The organism is Sphingobium subterraneum (assembly GCF_014199435.1).
Lineage (GTDB): Bacteria > Pseudomonadota > Alphaproteobacteria > Sphingomonadales > Sphingomonadaceae > Sphingobium > Sphingobium subterraneum.
Genome location: NZ_JACIJP010000001.1, coordinates 465,449 through 483,514, shown reverse-complemented (window position 1 = coordinate 483,514; position 18,066 = coordinate 465,449). Strand labels below are relative to the sequence as shown.

19 protein-coding genes are annotated in these 18,066 nt (G+C 64.1%); 15 read left to right on the top strand and 4 right to left on the bottom strand.

Features of this window, described 5'->3' with window-relative positions:
* Window positions 1-5: 5 nt before the first annotated feature.
* Entirely contained in the window at window positions 6-587 is a 582-nt protein-coding gene (locus tag FHS92_RS02385; RefSeq protein ID WP_184077155.1) for a flagellar basal body-associated FliL family protein, read from the bottom strand.
* Between the two features lie 132 nt (window positions 588-719).
* Here FHS92_RS02385 and FHS92_RS02380 point away from each other — a divergent pair, with 132 nt between their 5' ends.
* The 4 genes from FHS92_RS02380 to flgH are packed head-to-tail and all read left to right on the top strand — an operon-like array spanning window position 720 to window position 3,500.
* Entirely contained in the window at window positions 720-1,463 is a 744-nt protein-coding gene (locus FHS92_RS02380; RefSeq protein ID WP_184078721.1) for a flagellar hook basal-body protein, read from the top strand.
* 38 nt (window positions 1,464-1,501) lie between these two features.
* Window positions 1,502-2,287, top strand: a complete 786-nt coding sequence (flgG, locus tag FHS92_RS02375) for a flagellar basal-body rod protein FlgG (RefSeq protein ID WP_184077153.1) — start codon at window positions 1,502-1,504, stop codon at window positions 2,285-2,287.
* A complete protein-coding gene (gene flgA / locus FHS92_RS02370; RefSeq protein ID WP_246351743.1) occupies window positions 2,284-2,742 on the top strand; it encodes a flagellar basal body P-ring formation chaperone FlgA in 459 nt (152 codons plus the stop codon). Before flgG ends, flgA begins: the two co-directional genes overlap by 4 nt.
* On the top strand, window positions 2,739-3,500 hold the full coding sequence (gene flgH, locus FHS92_RS02365; protein WP_184077149.1) for a flagellar basal body L-ring protein FlgH: 762 nt from the start codon (window positions 2,739-2,741) through the stop codon (window positions 3,498-3,500). The genes flgA and flgH overlap by 4 nt, the downstream gene beginning before the upstream one ends.
* A 67-nt stretch (window positions 3,501-3,567) precedes the next feature.
* Here flgH and FHS92_RS02360 read toward each other — a convergent pair whose 3' ends face one another.
* Window positions 3,568-4,440 carry an alpha/beta hydrolase gene (locus tag FHS92_RS02360; RefSeq protein ID WP_221230857.1) on the bottom strand — a complete coding sequence of 291 codons (873 nt, stop codon included), beginning with the start codon at window positions 4,438-4,440 and terminating at the stop codon, window positions 3,568-3,570.
* Between the two features lie 245 nt (window positions 4,441-4,685).
* On the opposite strand from FHS92_RS02360, the gene FHS92_RS02355 reads away from it, so the two are divergent.
* From FHS92_RS02355 to FHS92_RS02335, 5 genes are all read left to right on the top strand, one after another.
* The gene (locus FHS92_RS02355; RefSeq protein ID WP_184077146.1) at window positions 4,686-5,540 is read left to right on the top strand and encodes a flagellin; all 855 of its coding nucleotides are present in this window, start codon (window positions 4,686-4,688) and stop codon (window positions 5,538-5,540) included.
* A 185-nt stretch (window positions 5,541-5,725) separates the two neighbouring features.
* Window positions 5,726-6,076 carry a hypothetical protein gene (locus tag FHS92_RS02350; RefSeq protein WP_343056631.1) on the top strand — a complete coding sequence of 117 codons (351 nt, stop codon included), beginning with the start codon at window positions 5,726-5,728 and terminating at the stop codon, window positions 6,074-6,076.
* A gap of 136 nt (window positions 6,077-6,212) precedes the next feature.
* The gene (locus tag FHS92_RS18500; protein ID WP_184077144.1) at window positions 6,213-7,223 is read left to right on the top strand and encodes a flagellar hook-length control protein FliK; all 1,011 of its coding nucleotides are present in this window, start codon (window positions 6,213-6,215) and stop codon (window positions 7,221-7,223) included.
* A gap of 20 nt (window positions 7,224-7,243) precedes the next feature.
* Window positions 7,244-8,575, top strand: a complete 1,332-nt coding sequence (locus tag FHS92_RS02340; protein ID WP_184077143.1) for a flagellar hook assembly protein FlgD — start codon at window positions 7,244-7,246, stop codon at window positions 8,573-8,575.
* A 2-nt stretch (window positions 8,576-8,577) separates the two neighbouring features.
* Window positions 8,578-8,994, top strand: coding sequence for a flagellar basal body protein (locus FHS92_RS02335; protein ID WP_184077142.1), 417 nt, complete (start codon window positions 8,578-8,580; stop codon window positions 8,992-8,994).
* Here FHS92_RS02335 and FHS92_RS02330 read toward each other — a convergent pair.
* Window positions 8,991-9,287, bottom strand: a complete 297-nt coding sequence (locus FHS92_RS02330; RefSeq protein ID WP_184077141.1) for an acyl carrier protein — start codon at window positions 9,285-9,287, stop codon at window positions 8,991-8,993. The two genes, FHS92_RS02335 and FHS92_RS02330, sit on opposite strands and share 4 nt — an antisense overlap.
* A 12-nt stretch (window positions 9,288-9,299) precedes the next feature.
* Window positions 9,300-10,391: a GNAT family N-acetyltransferase gene (locus tag FHS92_RS02325; protein WP_221230856.1), complete on the bottom strand. Its 1,092-nt coding sequence runs from the start codon at window positions 10,389-10,391 to the stop codon at window positions 9,300-9,302.
* Here FHS92_RS02325 and FHS92_RS02320 point away from each other — a divergent pair.
* The 6 genes from FHS92_RS02320 (at window position 10,375) to FHS92_RS02295 (ending at window position 18,059) form a co-directional block, all read left to right on the top strand.
* A complete protein-coding gene (locus FHS92_RS02320) occupies window positions 10,375-11,922 on the top strand; it encodes an acyl-CoA ligase (AMP-forming), exosortase A system-associated (RefSeq protein ID WP_184077139.1) in 1,548 nt (515 codons plus the stop codon). The genes FHS92_RS02325 and FHS92_RS02320 overlap by 17 nt on opposite strands.
* Window positions 11,919-13,151 (top strand): pyridoxal-dependent decarboxylase, exosortase A system-associated, encoded by a 1,233-nt coding sequence (locus FHS92_RS02315; RefSeq protein ID WP_184077137.1) that lies wholly within the window; start codon window positions 11,919-11,921, stop codon window positions 13,149-13,151. Before FHS92_RS02320 ends, FHS92_RS02315 begins: the two co-directional genes overlap by 4 nt.
* Window positions 13,152-13,336: 185 nt before the next feature.
* Window positions 13,337-13,981 (top strand): XrtA/PEP-CTERM system exopolysaccharide export protein, encoded by a 645-nt coding sequence (locus tag FHS92_RS02310; RefSeq protein WP_184077135.1) that lies wholly within the window; start codon window positions 13,337-13,339, stop codon window positions 13,979-13,981.
* A gap of 28 nt (window positions 13,982-14,009) precedes the next feature.
* A complete protein-coding gene (locus FHS92_RS02305; protein ID WP_184077133.1) occupies window positions 14,010-15,515 on the top strand; it encodes an XrtA system polysaccharide chain length determinant in 1,506 nt (501 codons plus the stop codon).
* A gap of 10 nt (window positions 15,516-15,525) precedes the next feature.
* On the top strand, window positions 15,526-16,461 hold the full coding sequence (locus FHS92_RS02300; protein ID WP_184077131.1) for a P-loop NTPase: 936 nt from the start codon (window positions 15,526-15,528) through the stop codon (window positions 16,459-16,461).
* A 2-nt stretch (window positions 16,462-16,463) separates the two neighbouring features.
* Complete coding sequence (locus tag FHS92_RS02295; protein ID WP_184077129.1) at window positions 16,464-18,059, top strand: hypothetical protein; 1,596 nt, start codon at window positions 16,464-16,466, stop codon at window positions 18,057-18,059.
* The last annotated feature ends 7 nt before the right edge of the window (window positions 18,060-18,066 follow it).

Here is an 18,066-nt window from a genome sequence, read left to right as displayed (position 1 = left end):
TCGCCTCATTGCTGGACAAGATCCTGAATCAGAATGTCCTTCACCATGCCGGATCCGACGGCGGCAGTGGCGCGAGAGAGCAGTTCCTCCTTGATACGGAACACCGCAGCTGATCCAGACAGGTCTTCCGGGCGCAATTCCCGCAGGAAGGGCTGATAGCTGTCGATGATGGCGGGGAGTTTGGCCTTGAGCGGTTCGACCTTCGCACTGGAGCGGGCTTCGATCATGAAACGGATCTTGAGGTAGCGGGGCTGCCCGCCGGCGGTGCGCATATTCACGATCATGGCGGGGACATCGACCAGCGGGAGTTCGCCGCCTTCTGCCTCACCTTCCCCTTCGGCTTCCTCTTCCGCGGAGGCCTTTTCTTCGTGCTTATCGGCGCCGGGCTTTTCTCCACCGCTCATGAGGAGTGCGACACCGCCTCCGCCTCCCAGCAGGAGGAGGGCACCCGCCGCCGCGATGATCTTCTGCTTCGAGCCGAAGCGCGGGGGTTTTGCCCCTGCGAGCTCCTCTGGCGTGAGATCCTCGATACCGATATCCTCCGCAGCATCCTTCACCGGTGCGGGGGGAGCCTTCTTGCCTGCCATATGTCGTGTCCTGCCTCTTGCAAAAAGGAGCGGCCGCAATCCGACCAGCCGATTTCCTCCTATTATAGGACCGGGAGGCGGCAAAAATTGCCTGCCCTCCAACCGGACTGCGAAAATTTTGCCGGGGTGGTGATGGATATTTCGAGCTACATCTTGTTGAGCCACGAGCAGGCGCTGCGGCGCAGGCTCGACATTGCGGCGAACAACATGGCGAACGCCAGCACGGTCGGTTTTCACCGCGAGCGGCCGGTGTTCCACGAATATGTCGAACGGGCGAAAGACGCGATGGTCCCCGATGCGAAGGCCGCGTCGTTCGTCCTCGATTACCGGGCGGCCCAGGACACGCGTCCTGGAGCGTTCGAGGCGACGGGCAATCCGCTGGACGTGATGATCGACGGGCCGGGATATTTCGCGGTGGAGGCCCCGGGCGGCGGGACGGCCTATACACGCGCCGGGTTTATCAAGGTCAATGACAGTGGCGATCTTGTGACATCCGGTGGCCAGAAGATTCTCGACGATGGCGGTCGTCCGCTGTCTGTCCCGCCCGACGCGCTAGCCAGTCTGTCCATCGGCGCCGACGGCACGGTGCTCTCGAAGGACGGGCCGCTGGGTCGCATCGGCGTGACCGTGTTTGGGGACGATGGCGCCCTGACGCCGCGCGGCGACGGCATGATGAACGGCGCGGGTGGCCGGGTGTTGGGCGCCAGCGAGACACGCCTGCGTTCCGGCGGGGTGGAGGGATCGAACGTCCAGCCGATCGTCGAGACCACCGAGCTGGTCGACATCCTGCGCAGCTATCAGTCGAGCATGAAAATCGCCGATGCGATCAACGATATGCGCAGCCGTGCAATCCAGCGGCTGGGACGGATCGGCTGACCCCGTCCGCAGAGACCATTTCAGAAGGAGCCTGACCCATGCGTTCCCTTTCCATCGCGGCGACCGGCATGCTGGCGCAGCAAACCAATGTCGACGTGATTTCGAACAACATCGCCAACATGAACACCACAGGGTTCAAACGGCAACGGGCCGAGTTTCAGGATCTGCTGTATCAGCAGGAAGCCCGACCGGGTGCGGCGTCCGGCGGGAATGAAGCAAAGGTTCCGTCGGGCATCCAGATCGGTGCGGGCGTGAAGACCGGTGCGATCTACCGCATCGCGCAACAGGGCGCGCTGGCGCAGACCGGCAATCGTTATGACATCGCCATACAGGGGCGGGGATACTTCCCGGTGACGCTGCCGTCCGGGCAGACCGGGTATACACGTGACGGATCATTCCAGCTTTCCGATCAGGGCGAACTGGTGACGGCGCAGGGTTTGGCGGTCCAGCCGGGCATTACCATTCCGCAAAACGCAGTGGATGTGTCGATCTCGGCGACCGGCGAAGTGCAGGTGAAGACGGCCGACAGTCCGGATTTGCAGACTGTGGGGCAGCTTCAGCTGGCGACGTTTATCAACGATGCGGGTCTGGAGGCGCAAGGCGACAACCTGTTTGTGGAAACCAGCGCGTCGGGTCAGGCCAATCTGGCTTCGCCGGGTGAGCCGGGCTTCGGCACGGTCACGCAGGGCTTCGTCGAGGCGTCCAACGTCAATCCGGTCGAGGAGATCACCGCGCTCATTTCCGCGCAACGCGCCTATGAGATGAACAGCCGGGTCGTGAAGACGGTCGACGAAATGCTCGGCACGTCGAGCCAGTTGCGATGAGAATGCTGCTGGTACTGGGCGCGGGGGCGCTGGCGTTCTTCGCGCAAGGGCGGGCGCAGGACGTGCCTGTGGGGCAGGCGCAGGCCGACGTGCTGGTGCGCCCGGTTGCACGGGGCGCGGTGTTGCAGGTCGAGGACTTCGAGCGGCGGACACTGCCGCCGATGGCGGCGCGGGTGGCGTTGCGCGCGGTTGACATCGCCGGACAGGAGGCGCGGCGCGCCTTGCCGGCGGGCACAACGGTCCGGTCCGGCGACGTCGGGGCCCCCTTGCTGGTACGGCGGGGCGATCTCGTGACGCTGGAGGTCCGCTCCGGGGCTTTGCGCATCTCTGCACCGGGACGCGCGTTGGGCGACGGCGCCAGCGGGGCAGCGGTGCGGGCGGTCAACCTTTCGACCAGTCGAACACTGGACGGCCGGGTGTCGGGCAGCGGCATGATCGCGGTGACGGCTCCATGAGCGCCAGGACAGGGAGCGCGCTGCGCATCGCGTCACTCGGTGCGCTGGGGCTGCTGGCCGGATGTGGGACAGCGGGGCGGCTGGGGTCAATCGGACGCGCGCCTAAGATGAGCCCCGTCGAGCAGGTCGGTACGCCCCAGAGCATAGACTCGCTGGCGACCGTTCGAGGGGATCCGGCTTCGCCCGCGCCGGAGAGCGTTATCCCCTCGGCATCCCTGTTCCGTACCGGAGCCGGAGCGCTGTTTCAGGACCAGCGCGCTGGACGGGTGGGCGATATTCTGACCATCCGGGTCAACGTTTCGGACAAGGCGGTGGTGGACACCTCCACCGCGCGCAGCCGGGACGGTTCCGAAAGCGGGGGCGCGAGCGCGTTGTTCGGTCTGGAGAAAATCGTGAAGAAGCTTGCCGGGGTCGACACATCGAAGCTGGTCGAGAGCGCCAGCACCTCAAAGTCGAGCGGGTCGGGCAACACCAGCCGCAGCGAAACCGTCACCATGACGATTGCCGCTGTGGTGACGGCGGTGCTGCCCAATGGCAATCTGCTGATCCGGGGTCGGCAGGAAACGCGCGTCAATTTCGAGCTGCGCGAGCTGCTCGTCAGCGGCATCGTGCGCCCGCAGGACATCGCGCGCGACAACTCCATCCGCCACACCCAGATCGCCGAGGCGCGGATCAGCTATGGCGGGCGCGGCCAGCTCACCGACGCGCAGCAGGCCCGCTGGGGGCAGCAGTTGATGGACGTGTTGTCGCCGTTTTGAGGGGGGTGGGGGCGATATACCGCCATATAAAAGAATGAGGTCTTGTCCGAAACGGAGTGACCGCGGTTCAATTATTGCCTTTCTCGGGACCGGCATCAAAGATGACCTTCATGGCAGCGCGATATGCATTGCCGAGGTCTGCAGCATGAGTGCCTCCTTCTACGTCGATGAACCTTGCTTTCCACGGAAGGTCGGCCCGGGACGCGAATCGATCTCTCCATTCTAGCGCGGTGCCACGGAGGTAATCGCGATCATGAGACCCTGACGCTACGATCAAATATCCGCCTTGTGTGCTTGCTGGCACATCTCGATCCATACCGTACAAAAGCTTCGTGTCGGGCTCGCGTCCGGGATTGCTGGCGATATGCGCCCAAGATAGCCGCGGCTTAAGCCATGCAGCCTGCAGAACGGCGCTTCCTCCCCGGCTCTGGCCAACTAGGACACGCCGCGCCGGATCGGTGCGGAACCGCCGATCAATACGGGGGATCAGTTCCTTTTCGAGCATCGACAGGAATTGCAACGCACCACCACGGCTACCGTCATCCATCACCGTTCGAAAATCGAAATGACGCATGTTAACGTCGGGTTCAAAACTACCGTAGGCAATGCCTACTATAATCGTCTCAGGGATTTGATCATCGTAATGCATGAAAAGATGCAATGGCGCGAGCATCGGAAACGTCGAGTCGCCATCGAGAAGATAGACCGTAGGAAATCGTTGATTCTTGGTCTTTTCATACCCTTCAGGAAGACGAACGTAGATATGATATTTTCTTCCGACTTCCGCCGAATGCAATGAAAAATAGTCACCACGAAGCGAAGGCAAATACGCGACTGATCCGTCAACTTTCTTCTCTTCCTGCGAACAGGCGGTATTAGCGAAAGTCAGCAAGCTGGCGGTGAAAATCGTCAGTACCGAATACGAGAAGCGACAGAACATACTTCAACAATACGGTAATAAGACCCTGATGCAAGGTCATCGGTTTCTTCCCAAAAAATCCCACCCTCTAAACCCGCCCCATAGTTACCCCCCATTAACCACCAATTTTTCTCCACCCATTTTGGCCCGCCCAACTTCCTTCCCAGAATGAGCAGGCAGGGCGCATTTTGCGCTTTGCCGGTGGGCCAGCGCTTCTGGTCCGGGGCCGCAGAAGGCGGCCTCCTGCCCGAGAAAGGGAATATGTCATGGGTTTTTCAGTAAACACCAACCTCGGCGCGATGGCCGCGCTGCAGAGCCTGAGCGACACCAACCGCAATCTTGCCCAGGTCCAGACCCGCATCAACACGGGTCTGTCCGTCTCGTCGACCAAGGATGACTCCGCGTCCTTCGCCATCGCCCAGACATTGCGCAGCGATGTGGGCGGCCTCAAGGCGGTGAGCTCATCCCTGAACCGTGCCAAGAGCGTGACGGACGTCGCGGTCGCGGGTGCGGAACAGATTTCCGACGTCATCAACCAGATGAAGGCAAAGGCCTATCAGTCTGCCGACGCCGGGATCGACGCGAACAGCCGCGCCGCGATCAACCAGGATTTCGTTGCCCTGCGCGACCAGATCACCACGATCGTCAATTCGTCCGAATTCAACGGCACCAATCTGTTGAAGTCGGGCGGCGGTACGGTAACCGCGTTGCAGTCTTTGAAAGACGGCGACAGCGTGGCGGCCAACTATCAGCCGGACTCGCTGTCGGTGGCGAACCAGGCACTCGACCTGGGCGGTTCCGTCGTGACCGTTGGCGCCACGGGCCAGGTTGACACGCAGGCGAACGCGCAGGCGATGATCGACACGCTCACCACCACTCAGAGCAATCTGGCGACTTCGCTCAGCACGCTGGGCGCGGCATCGCGCAAGATCGAGGCGCAGCAGACCTTCACCAGCAAGCTCAGCGATGTCGTGGAGGCCGGTATCGGCAACCTCGTCGATGCAGATCTAGCCAAGGAGTCAGCCAAGTTGCAGGCGCTGCAGGTCAAGCAGCAGCTCGGCGTGCAGGCCCTGTCGATCGCCAACCAGGCGCCGTCGACGATCATCTCGCTGTTCCGTTAAACGCCTCATGCAGGGCTGTGATGCCCCGCATGGTGCCGGAACCGAAAGGGGGCTGGGGTCTCGCCCCGGCCCCCTTTATCCATCGAAGCGCCAGCCGGTGACAAGGGCTGCGCGACTGCGAGGTCGAGATGTTTTCACGGATCAGAGATATTGAGGATGCTTCAGGCACATGCCTGCGCATCAGTGTGGCTCCCCATCCCTGCGGCGCGGTTGTCGCACTGGAGCGGCGGGATGACGAGCACAAGGGCGAGCGGATCATGCTCAGCCTTTATGGTGCGGAGATCCTGTCCGGTTTCATCATGTCGGCGCGGCTGACCGTGCCGGGGTCGATGCCGGACGAGCAGACTGAGGGCGTTTTTCCCGCCCGATTCCATCTTTCCTATGGACACGAGCCGACGATCGCTCTGGCGCAGGATGGCGGCCATCGAACGATCGGCATTTCGTTTCGCCTCTGGGACCGGCTCTACGCGGAGCTGTGTCTGGTCACCGCCCATGCGCGTGAACTCGCCCGGCGTGGAGAGGTCGTCATGCACTGACCCTCCGTACGAACCCTTAGCGGGCTTGCACATATTGTTAACCACGCCACGCGGGAGCACCCTGTTGTCTGAGGATAGCCAGAAAAAAGGGCACTTCGGGCAGCGAAAAGAGCGACACGTCATCGGGAGAGACGATGTGGAGTTACAGGAACGATCGCCGACGTACACATCTGGACAGGGATCGAGCACCGATGCCGACCGGTTCGATATCCGGATCAAGCTTAGTGTCAGGGATGCCGCATTGCTGTGGCGCATGGCCGCCGCCCACGCCCTCGCGCAGCCGGGGCTGGAACAGGAGGATGTCGAGGACATCATCGGACCGATGGACGATCCTTCAGTGGCGGATTGCCTGGGCCTGCTGCTTGCGCCTCGGGCCATTGCAGGATGCTGCTGTACCGACCCCGAAGCCACCCACCGATCGCAAGATGGAGAGGTGCCCTCGCCGCCCAAGTCGACCGACGCAGCGCTGCCCACCGTAATGGCCACCGTCACACCGTCGCCTACACAGAGCGCTGAACCCCCGGTGCCTCAGCCCTCCGGTCCGCCCCCGCAGAAGTCCACCCGGCCAGCGGGCGTATCTGCTGGAAAAGCTGTGGGGCCGCAAGTGCCCCCTCCCGCCACCGATGCGTCACCGGCTCCGCCCGGAAACGCGGAACCTTCCGTTTCCTTTCCCTTGGCGAACCGCCCCGTGGAAAGGCTCGCCGCCGAGACGCCCACCCCCGTCATTTCCGCCCGCCCCTCGCACATCGGCCGGGAACTGGGGGTCGAAATCGCGCGCCACATCGGGCAGGACGAGCACGACACGCTGACCGTTCGGCTCGATCCCGCGCACCACGGGCGGATCGAGGTCAGGATGCAGTTTGACGACACAGGCCAGCTCCGCGCTACGCTGACAGCCACCAACCCCGCCACGCTCGACATGCTGCGCCGTGACAGCGCAGAGCTTACCCGCGCGTTGGGCGACGCAGGAATCAACGCCGATGCCGGATCATTCCGGTTCGACAGCGCGCCTGGGCGCGGCGAGAACCCGCATGCGTCCGACCGACGCGATCGCCCACCCCGCTTTTCCGATCCCGAGCCACCCCCGCCATCGGGTCCGATCTCCCGCTCCATCATGGACGGGGGCCGCGTCAATCTCGTCGCCTGACCCGTCAAGGAGTTTTCCCCATGACACCGACCACGCCCATCACGTCCGTTTCGACTGCACCGTCGGCCAGCAACGCACTTGCGAAGCTCAGTGGCGACTACACGCTGTTTCTCAAGCTGCTGACGAGCCAGATGACCAACCAGGATCCGCTCGATCCGATGGATACATCGCAATACACGCAGCAACTCGTGCAATATTCGCAGGTCGAACAGTCGATCCAGCAGTCGGGCACGCTGAAAGATATCCTCGCCCGCCTTTCCAGCCAGGACATGATTCAGGCATCGTCCCTCATCGGCCGTGCAGTCAGCTTTGACGGTTCGACCGCGGGGCTGACCTCCGCCGCTCCGGCGCGCTGGACCTGGACCACCGCGCAACGCCCGACCACATTGTCGGCGACGATCACCGATGCTTCGGGCGCGGTCGTCGACAGTCGTATTCTCGATCCCGCCAGCACATCGCTGGACTGGGACGGGATGCTCCCCCATGGCATGCGCGCACCGGACGGGGCGTATATCCTGGCGCTTCAGGCGCTCGACGCGGGCGGGACAAGCCTTCCTGTCACCATGTCGAGCAGAGGCACGGTCAGCGCGGTGTTCGTGGTCGCGCTCGATCCCCTGAGCGGCGCACAGCTCTCCGTCCGCCAGTTCGGGCAGGTGGCGCAGCGGACGGAGGCGGTGCGGGTGTCCGCCGCACCAGGCGTGGCAAGCGCTCTGGGCGCGATGGGTCTGGCGCGGGGGACGCTGACCCCGCTCAATTCGCCGACATTGGTAGCGCAAACCTCCCTGAGAGCCGGGGACAGCTTCTCCGTGCGCCTGACCGGTGGCGCGATCCGCAAGATTGCCATAACGGCCGACGATACGTTGACGAGCCTCGCCGATAAGGTGCGCAAGGCGCTGGGGCGCACGGCAAGTGTGACGACGCCGACCGTCGACGGAATGAAGCGGTTGCGGGTCGAAGCAAAGGCGGGCGCCGACGTCGAACTGATCGCCGGGCCGGAAGGGACGGATGCGCTCGGGAAGCTTGGCCTTGCCCCAACGCGACTCAGCGTGCCGGAGATCGCGGGGAAGAAAGACCCGAAAGTGAAGCCCGGCGGGACATTCGGTCTGGCGCTGAGTGACGCGCTGTCGATCGCCACCCCCAAGGATGCCGCGGTTGCCGTCAAGCAGATCAAGGAGGCGATCTCGACCAGCCAGACCGCCTATCGCTCGCTCTATTGGGACGACGGCAAGGCGGCGCTGGTCAACAGCTATGGCGGCGGCGGACGGGTATCTGCCTATCAGGCGAAACAGGTCGCACGCTATCAGGATGCGCTGACCCGTATCAGCGCGATCACTGGATCTCTGGGAGGCTGAGCATGGCGGATACTCTTCCGATCATCGACGCCATCGGCGCCGCGATGAAGCATCTGGGCGCGCGTCAGCAGGTGATTGCGCAGAACATCGCCAATAGCGACACGCCCGGTTTCAAGGCAAAGGACATTGCCGCGCCCGATTTCGCGGCGTTTCTGGGTGGCGACGGGGGCGGGCATGTCACCCGGCCCGTGGTGCATGTCAGCGAGGGGATGCAGCGGCTCGGCGCGCGGGGCGGTAGCGTGGCCATGATCGCCGATACGGATATTTCCGAAACGAAACCCGATGGCAACACGGTGACGCTGGAAGATCAGGTGATGAAGATGGGTCAGATCCAGGCCGATTTCGCGGCGCTCACCAGCCTGTACCGCAAGCAGATCGGCATGCTGAAAGCCGCGCTGGGCAAGGGCGGAGTGGTCTAGCCCCCTTGGGCGGCCATCTTCGCCTGAACAAAGGCAATGAGCGAACCCAGCGTCTCGAATGTTTCGCCATCGACATCGTCGTCGTCGATCACGACATCGCAACGATCCTCAATACCGGTGAGCAATTCGGCCACCGCCATCGAATCGAGTTCCGGCAGGGCACCGAACAAGGCGGTTGCGTGATCGAACGCCGCGACACGGTCCGCCTCCAGTCCCAGCACATCGCGTAGCAGGGAGCGGACGAGTGCATCGGCAGGCTGGCCGTGCGAAGTTTCCTCAGGATGGGCACGCATAGTGCGCGCTCCCTATAGCCTCGCGGAGCCTCCGACAAGCGCCGAAATCGATGCGCGGGCGGCGGGCAGCCAAGCGGCGGGCACGCGCGGGTCGTAGCAGTCGAGCCGGATCATCGGGCGTTGCGATTCCATCCAGTCGCGCTTGTAGCCGTTGCTGCCCGTGCCATAGTCGATACGGGCTACGCGATCCTGATCGATCACATGCTGGAACATATGGTGGCTGAGCAGCGTGCCGGGTGACAGGGAGTCAAGGCTTCGGTCATGGGCAATTTTGTGGATATAGGCGGTGTCGCCCTCCACCGTCCAGAACTGTACGGCCGCCGGGCGGCCCTGATCCCGCGCGAAACCCAGGCGGAGCGTGCCGCGCAGCCCCGCATCGCGCGCCATGTCGCGAATCATGGCGGGGTACGGTTCGGGTTCCTTCCAGCTCGCGCCGTAAATGGCCGAATAATCCTCCCACAGGGCATCGGTAACGCCGTGATGGATTTCGAAGCGGTAGGGGCTCTTGCCGCCCTTGCGTTTCACCTGTTTCCGCAGGGCGCCGGGCCGACCGGACCAATATTGCGCGAAGCTGCGATCCCCGACATCAAGCGAGTAATTGAGACCCTGCGGACGGGCGACGGTCAACCACCCCGCCTTTCGGAACGCACGCACGACCATCCCAGGCGTAGGGCTGCCGTCACCGATCACCGGGTAGAGGCTTAGTCGGTGGTGGACGCCATGCAGCGCCCGGGCGAGGCGGGTGAGCAGATCGGCTTGCTTGGCGCTGTCCTGCGTCCCCAGAAACAGCGGAGCGAACGAAAAGCTGTACCAGTTGGCCAACGCATTCAGGCCCGTATTGTCCAGCAGCAACGGCATCCAGGCGCTCGCCCCCTCCTCCTCCGCGTGCGCGACGTGAACACGGGCATCGGGAAAGCAATGCCTGGCGAGAAGGTCGAACCATTCGGGCCGCTGGAAAGGCGATAGTGCATCCGCCGACGGGCTTTCCTGCACGCGGGTGCGAAGATCGTCCAGCGACAATCCTTCCCTTTGCGAACGGAGTTCCGTATTCGGCGTCATAACAGCGCGATAATAGGGATTGGTGCAGATGAGGTTAAGCGACATCCCGGTTCGGCCCATCGACCATCTGCCCCAGATGGGCGCACCTGCGCACGGGGCGTTGGCCGGACGCGCCGGGCGGCTGACTTTCGCAGAGCTGGAGAGCGAGACAGCAAGGCTGGCCGCGTGGCTGGCGGGGTTCGGATTCGCGGCGGGATCGCGGGTGGCAAGCTGGGTCGCCAAGGGACAGGTCGCGGCCATCATGCCATTGGCCGCCGCGCGTGCGGGGCTGGTGCACGTACCGGTCAACCCGCTGCTCAAACGCGCGCAGGTGGCGCATATTCTGGCCGACAGTGGTGCATCCCTGTTGGTCGCGACGGCGAGCCGGATCGCGACGCTGGATCCGGCCGATCTGCCCGCCGGGTGCGAGGCGCATGGCGAGGCGGATGTCGCCTGCGCGCTGACCGGTGGGGAGGGGCTTCCCCCCAGCGACGCTGCGCCCGATGCCCTCGCGGCCATTCTTTACACAAGCGGTTCGACGGGGCGGCCCAAGGGCGTGATGCTGAGCCACGCCAATTTGTGGCTCGGCGCGGTGGCGGTGGCGGATTATCTGCGCCTGACGTCAGAAGACCGTGTGCTCGCGGTGCTGCCGTTCAGCTTCGATTATGGGCAGAACCAGCTCTTGTCGACCTGGGCGGCGGGGGGAACCGTCGTACCGCTCGACTATCTGACCGCGCGGGATGTCATCAAGGCGGTGGCGGCGGAGCGGATCACGACGCTCGCGGGCGTGCCGCCGCTCTGGGTGCAGCTGGTCGAAGCCGAGTGGCCGACAGAAACGGCCGCGATGCTGCAACGCCTGACCAACAGCGGCGGGGCACTGGGGCGGGCGCTGGTCCGAAAGCTGCGAACGCTGTTCCCGCAAGCGGATCTCTATCCGATGTACGGACTGACCGAGGCCTTCCGCTCGACCTATCTGCCCCCAGCGCTCGTCGATGCGCACCCGGAAAGCATGGGACGGGCAATCCCGCATGCGGAGATCCTGGTGTGCCGCCCGGACGGCAGCGTGACCGACGACGACGAGCCGGGCGAACTGGTGCATTGCGGGCCGCTGGTGGCGCAGGGCTACTGGAACGATCCGGAGCGAACGGCGGAGCGGTTCCGCCCCGCGCCTGCCGCCTCGCAATATGGCGGCATGGCCGTGTGGTCCGGTGATACCGTGCGGCGGGACGCGGAGGGGTTGCTCACCTTTGTGGGGCGCGATGACGCCATGATCAAATCCGCGGGCAACCGGATCAGCCCCACGGAAGTGGAAGAGGCGGCGCAGGCGATACCCGGCGTGGCCGAGGCAGTGGCGCTGGGTGTACGGGATGAGCGGCTCGGGCAGGCGGTGCACATGCTGGTGCGCTTTGTCGGCGGTATTGATACGGACGCGGCGGAGGACGAACTGCGCGCCGGTCTGCGTATCGCCCTGCCCAATTTCATGATGCCCAAAGAGATTATCGTGATCGACAGCTTTCCCCGGACCCCCAACGGCAAGATCGACCGGGTCCTCCTCGCGCACAATTATGGTGCGGCCATGATGGAGGCGAGCGCATGAAGCCGACCGGCCCGATACCCGACTGGTTCGCTGAGGAAGATGGCATGTTGCTGATCGGGGGATGCGGTGCGCTCTCGCTGATCGACGAGGCGGGGGACACGCCGCTGTTCGTCTACGACATGGGCATCGTCCGCGCCACGGTGGACCGGCTGCGCGCCGCGATGCCCGAGGGGCTCGATATCCATTACGCAATCAAGGCCAACCCATACGCGCCACTGCTGGGGCGGATGGTGGGGCTTGTGGACGGTTTCGATGTGGCGTCTGCGGGCGAGCTGGACGCAGCGCTCAAGGCGGGCATGCGGGCGGACGCGATCAGCTTTGCCGGACCGGGCAAGCGCGACGCGGAGCTGCGTGCGGCGATTCAGGCTGGCGTCACCATCAATCTCGAGTCGGAAGGCGAGGCGGAACGCGCGCTCCGGATCGGCGCAGAGATTGCGGCGCGACCGCGGCTGGCGGTGCGCGTCAACCCGGATTTCGATCTTAAAGGGTCGGGCATGAAGATGGGCGGCGGCGCGAAGCCTTTCGGCGTGGATGCTGACCGCGCGGCAGCGCTGGCGCGTCGGGTGATCGCATCGGGCGCAGAGTGGCGGGGCTGGCATATTTTCGCGGGCAGTCAGGCGCTGAATCCGGGAAGCCTCATCGAGGCGCAGGCACAGACACTGGCGCTGGCCGCTCGCCTGTCGGAAGACGTGGGAGCATCGCCGCCGATCATCAATCTGGGCGGTGGCTTTGGCGTCGCCTATTTCCCCGGCGACATGCCGCTTGATCCGCGCCCGGTCGGTGTGGCGCTGGAAGAGGCACTGGAAAATCGGCCATCCATTCTCAAGAATACGCACTTTGCGATTGAATTAGGGCGATTTTTAGTAGCCGAATCGGGGGTTTACCTGACCCGCGTCATTGACGTTAAAGACAGCCATGGGGAGCGATTCGCGGTGGTCGATGGCGGGCTGCATCATCAACTCGCGGCGAGCGGCAATTTCGGGACCGTGGTCCGGCGCAACTATCCCATAGCCGTGGCGAACCGCTTCGGCCGCCCTGTTTCAGCAGAACCGGTGAGCGTTGTCGGCTGCCTGTGCACACCGCTCGATCGGCTGGGCGACAAGGTGGTCCTCCCCCCCATCGAGGTCGGTGATGTGATCGCCCTGTTCCTTGCCGGTGCCTATGGCGCTTCCGCGTCACCGGCGGCGTTCCTTGGGCACGACCCTGCGCGCGAATTGCTGCTGGACTGATATCGTTCCACGCTGACGAATGGCGGTAATCCCAAATAATGGACGCGGTCCGCCGCGTTTTCCGGTCAATCCTAACGCTATTTTCACCCTTTCCGATCACAAGGGCACGATGCGAAGAGGCATGACGTGGGTGGCCCGCTGGGTCCGCGCGCCGGTGCCGCATCGCGGTGCAGAAGGTGACGGACATGAATTTCGGGCGAGTTTCCAGAAGTGTTGCGGCCGTGTCGCTGCTTGCGGTGATGGTGTCGGGCTGCGCGAGCAATGGCGGTGGAAAACAGCTTCCGCCCGCATCGTTCGTATCAACCCAGCAGGGCCCGAGTGAGGAATATGTCATCGGTCCGCTCGACGAGCTGACGGTATTCGTGTGGCGCAATCCGGAACTAGGCGCGAAGGTCCAGGTGCGGCCCGACGGGCGTATTACGACGCCGCTGATCACGGACATGCCCGCCGTCGGCAAGACCCCGGCGATGCTCGCCGACGACATCAAGCTGGCGCTCACCCAATATATCGAAAAGCCGCTGGTGTCGGTGATCGTCAACAATTTCTCCGGCACGTTCAGCCAGCAGGTGCGGATCGTGGGAGCGACGGACAAGCCCGCGTCGATCCCGTACCGCGCGAACATGACGCTGCTCGACGCGATGATCGCGGTCGGCGGCCTTAACGAATATGCGGCCGGAAACCGCGCGCGGCTGGTCCGTTTTGACAAGCAGACGGCAAAGCAGACGGAATTCGCGCTGCGCCTCAACGACCTCATCAAGAAAGGCGACACGCGCGCCAATGTCCTCCTTGCTCCTGGCGATGTCATCATCATCCCCGAGAGCATGTTCTGACGCGCAGTCGTGAAGTGAGCCAAGCCTGATGCCATCGAGCCTGTATGACGAATTGTTGATTGCGCTGCACGGCGTGTGGAACCGGCGCTGGGTGGCGCTGGCGGTGGCCTGGGGCGTGTGTGTGCTCGGCTGGCTGGCCGTCGCAATGGTCCCCAACAGCTACGAGTCAAAAGCTCGAGTTTTTGTCCAAACACAATCCTATCTACAGGATAAGGTTGGAATTTCTCCGTTGGAGCAGCAGAAAAATCTTGATTCCATCCGCCAAACGCTGACGAGCGCCGCCAATCTCGAGAAAGTCGTGCGTGGCACCGACCTTGCCGGAACGGTGGCGAGCGACCGCGACATGGCCGGGCGTGTCGGGATGCTGCGCGACAAGATCAAGGTTGTCGCTGATCAGGACAATCTCATCTCGGTCAGCGCGGCGATGTCCGACAGTTCGATGTCCGACCGTGCGAATGCCAAGGTCGCGACGCAGGTGGTGCAGAAGCTGATCGATATTTTCCAGGAAGCCAATATCGACGGCGACCGGGACGAGGCGAAGCAGAGCGTGGCCTTCCTCGACCAGCAGATCGCGGGTCTGGGGCGCCAGTTGCAGGCTGCCGAACAGAAACGCGTGGAGTTTGCCCAGAAATATGTCGGGCTGCTGCCCGGTGCGGGATCGATCAGCCAGCGGATGGACGCGGCGCGAACGGAACTCAACCAGATCGAATCGCAACTCATGGGCGCGCAGAGCGCCCTTGCCGCGATGAACGGCCAGCTTGCCGGTACGCCGCCCAGCCTTTCGGGCCCGGGCGGGGGCGGTGCTCTGGCATCGGCTCAGGCGGAACTGGCCGGAATGCGCGCACGGGGATGGACCGAAAAGCACCCCGATGTCGTGGCGCTGCAACGGCAGATCGCGGCGCTGCGGGCGCAGGGCGGCAGCGTGGCGGGCGGCGGTACGCCCAACCCGGCCTATCTATCGCTGAAGTCCATGCAGGCGGAACGTGCGGCAACGGCCCAGGCGTTGCAGGCGCGCAAGGCGCAGATTCAGGCCGATCTCAACGCCATGGCGTCGCGCCAGACGGAAGAGCCGGGTATCGCCGCCGAGCAGGAACGCTTGGACCGCGACTATGACGTCATCAAGGATCAGTACGACAAGCTGCTCGCATCGCGTGAGGATGTGCGGCTGCGCGGCGATGTGAAATCCGAAACGCGCAACATTTCCTTCCGCGTGATCGACCCGCCAAGCGTGTCGGGTACTCCGGCCTCGCCCAACCGGCCGTTGTTGCTGGTTGGTGTGCTGATTGTCGGGATCGGCGCGGGCGTCGGTACGGCGTTTGGGCTGGGGCAAGTTCGCGCCACCTTCCCTACGGCGGCCCGCTTGCAGAAGGCGGCCGGTCTGGCGGTGATCGGTTCGGTGACGGAAACACTCAATCCCGCGCAACTCGTTGAACGCAAGCGCAGGCTCAAGCTGTTCGCAGGCGGCAGCGGGGCGCTGGTCGGCGCGTGCGCGCTCCTGATCGTCGTCGAATTTGTTCAGCGCAGTCTGGCGTGAGGGGAGCGATATGACCAAGCATAGCCCTATCCCCGGCAAGGGTCTGCTCGAACGCGCGGCGGACCTTTATGATTTTGGCGCGGCGCTGCGGGGCAAGGGATTGCCGCCGGTGACGATCCCCGCCGACGCCATGCCGCCCGTCACGCCCGAGCCTGCCGTTGTGCAGGATACGACGGTTTCCTTCGCCAAGCCTCGTGCGCGCGACTGGACTCGCCCGGTTCAGCCGCTTGACCGCGGTAAAATGGCCGAGGCGGGCTATCTCGTCCCCGGTGGCCCCGTCAGCGGGGTCAGCGAAGAGTTCCGCATCATCAAGCGCGCGCTGCTCGCGACGATTCGCGGCACCAAGCATCAGGACGCGCTGCCCAATGGCAACCTGATCCTCGTTGCTTCGGCGCATCCGGGGGACGGCAAGACATTCTGCGCGATCAACCTCGCTGTCTCGCTGGCGGCGGAGAGCGATCTGGAAGTGCTGCTGGTCGACGCGGATTTCGGCAAGCCTTCTATCCCGGCGGCGCTGGGCCTTTCCGGTGAAACCGGGATGATGGACGCTCTGGTCGACCCGCGCGTGGCGATCGAGGATTGCGTGCTGCGCACCGATGTGCCGTCATTTAGTGTGCTGCCCGCCGGGACCGCTACCCACAACGACAGTGAGCATCTCGCGTCCACGCGGACCGACGCGATCCTTGATGCGCTGGTCGCGGGACGGCCCGAGCGGGTGGTGATCTTCGATTCGCCGCCGCTGCTGTCCGCCTCTCCCGCCTCGGTGCTGGCCAGCCATGTCGGGCAGACGCTGCTGGTGGTGCGGGCCGACCGGACGACCGAGACGACCTTGCGTGATGCCGCCGACCTGCTGCGCGGCTGCGGGCATATCGAGCTGCTGCTCAACGGGGTGAAATTCTCTGCCAGCGGACGCCGCTTCGGCAGCTATTACGGGAAGGGGGGCTGACCATGTTCGGCCGAGCAATGTTGCGCGCCATCGCGCCGGGGCTGGTGCTATGCGCCGCTGGAGCAGAGGCGCAGGCGCGCACGCGCACCACGATCTCGCCCTATATCGAGGTTGACCAGACGGTCGTCACGGACCTGAAAGGTGGCAATGGCGACGTCCTCACCTATACCTCGGTCGTTGCCGGGGTCAGTGCGAACATCGCCACGCGGCGCGCGGAAGCACAGATCGACGTGCAATATGAGCATCAGTTCGGATGGAACCGCGCCACGCCCGATCAGGACGTGCTGTCCGGCATTGCCAGCGCGCGCTATAGCCTGATTCCCGATAAACTCAGCATTGAGGGCGGGGCACTTGCCACGCGGGCGCGGACGGACGGGTTCAACTTGGGCAACGGCGCGAGCGCCGGTTCGTCCACCACACAGGTGTATTCTGCCTATGTCGGCCCGACGTTCACCAGCCGGATTGGCGAGTTTTCGGTCAACGCCGCTTATCGCCTGGGCTATGCGCGGGTGGAGGACGACGTCAACTTCGCGGGCCCCAGCGGCCTGGGGGCGTTCAGCGACAGCGTGTTCCAGTCGGCAACGGCGTCAATCGGGATGCAGCCGGGCGTGCTGCCGTTTGGCTGGGCACTGGGCGCGGGCTGGGACCATGAGGACACGAGCGAACTCGACCAGCGTTATGACGACAAATGGATACGCGGCGACGTGACCGTGCCGGTCGCGCCGACGCTCGCGCTTGTTGGTGGCGTCGGATATGAGAGGATAAGGATCAGCCAGCGCGGCGCCTTGCTCGACAATAATGGCTTTCCGGTTCTGGGAAGCGGCGGGCGACTGGTGACAGACCCGACCTCGCCGCGCCTGCTCGCTTATGACAGCGATGGCCTCATTTGGGACGCAGGCGTGTTGTGGCGGCCAAGCCGTCGTACCTCGCTCGAACTGCGGGTCGGGCGGCGTTATGATTCGATGCATTATGTGGGGAGCTTCAGCTGGCAACCGAGCCCGAACAGCGCGGTCAATATCGCTTTGTTCGATACGGTCGACAGCTTCGGCCGCGCGCTGGGGCGCAATCTCGACGACCTGCCGACCAGCTTTGACGCGCGCCGCAATCCTTTCAGCGGCGACCTGACGGGCTGCGTCAACGGCGATCAGGGTGGCGGCGCGTGCTTCAACGACGCACTTACCGGCATCACGTCGGCCAACTATCATCATCGCGGCATTGCCGGGCAATATAGCCGTACGGCAGGCCGGTGGAGCATGGGCGCGGGCGCGGGCTATGCGCAGCGCAAATTCATCGCGCCGAACAGCAGCGTCTTTGCCGCGATCAACGGCGCGAAGGACGAAAATTATTACGCCGACCTGTTCGCCGGTTACCGGTTCGACAATGACGCCTCGCTGGATGCGACGGTTTACGGCAATTTCTACAATGCGGGGCGGGGGGGCATCGATGTCACCAACCTCGGCAGCTATGTCACCTACAGCCGCAGCTTTGGCCGCCGTCTGAGCGCGCAGGCGTCCCTGGGCGTGGATTCCGTCGATCCCGCCGGGCTCGACGCGATCATCTCCGCGCTCGGCCAGGTCGGCATGCGGTATCAGTTCTAGGAGTTCA

Coding starts and splice junctions, on each gene's coding strand:
- FHS92_RS02385 (WP_184077155.1), bottom strand. CDS start 587: ATGGCAGGCAAGAAGGCTCCCCCCGCACCGGTGAAGGATGCTGCGGAG.
- FHS92_RS02380 (WP_184078721.1), top strand. CDS start 720: ATGGATATTTCGAGCTACATCTTGTTGAGCCACGAGCAGGCGCTGCGG.
- flgG (WP_184077153.1), top strand. CDS start 1,502: ATGCGTTCCCTTTCCATCGCGGCGACCGGCATGCTGGCGCAGCAAACC.
- flgA (WP_246351743.1), top strand. CDS start 2,284: ATGAGAATGCTGCTGGTACTGGGCGCGGGGGCGCTGGCGTTCTTCGCG.
- flgH (WP_184077149.1), top strand. CDS start 2,739: ATGAGCGCCAGGACAGGGAGCGCGCTGCGCATCGCGTCACTCGGTGCG.
- FHS92_RS02360 (WP_221230857.1), bottom strand. CDS start 4,440: ATGTTCTGTCGCTTCTCGTATTCGGTACTGACGATTTTCACCGCCAGC.
- FHS92_RS02355 (WP_184077146.1), top strand. CDS start 4,686: ATGGGTTTTTCAGTAAACACCAACCTCGGCGCGATGGCCGCGCTGCAG.
- FHS92_RS02340 (WP_184077143.1), top strand. CDS start 7,244: ATGACACCGACCACGCCCATCACGTCCGTTTCGACTGCACCGTCGGCC.
- FHS92_RS02335 (WP_184077142.1), top strand. CDS start 8,578: ATGGCGGATACTCTTCCGATCATCGACGCCATCGGCGCCGCGATGAAG.
- FHS92_RS02330 (WP_184077141.1), bottom strand. CDS start 9,287: ATGCGTGCCCATCCTGAGGAAACTTCGCACGGCCAGCCTGCCGATGCA.
- FHS92_RS02320 (WP_184077139.1), top strand. CDS start 10,375: ATGAGGTTAAGCGACATCCCGGTTCGGCCCATCGACCATCTGCCCCAG.
- FHS92_RS02325 (WP_221230856.1), bottom strand. CDS start 10,391: ATGTCGCTTAACCTCATCTGCACCAATCCCTATTATCGCGCTGTTATG.
- FHS92_RS02315 (WP_184077137.1), top strand. CDS start 11,919: ATGAAGCCGACCGGCCCGATACCCGACTGGTTCGCTGAGGAAGATGGC.
- FHS92_RS02310 (WP_184077135.1), top strand. CDS start 13,337: ATGAATTTCGGGCGAGTTTCCAGAAGTGTTGCGGCCGTGTCGCTGCTT.
- FHS92_RS02305 (WP_184077133.1), top strand. CDS start 14,010: ATGCCATCGAGCCTGTATGACGAATTGTTGATTGCGCTGCACGGCGTG.
- FHS92_RS02300 (WP_184077131.1), top strand. CDS start 15,526: ATGACCAAGCATAGCCCTATCCCCGGCAAGGGTCTGCTCGAACGCGCG.
- FHS92_RS02295 (WP_184077129.1), top strand. CDS start 16,464: ATGTTCGGCCGAGCAATGTTGCGCGCCATCGCGCCGGGGCTGGTGCTA.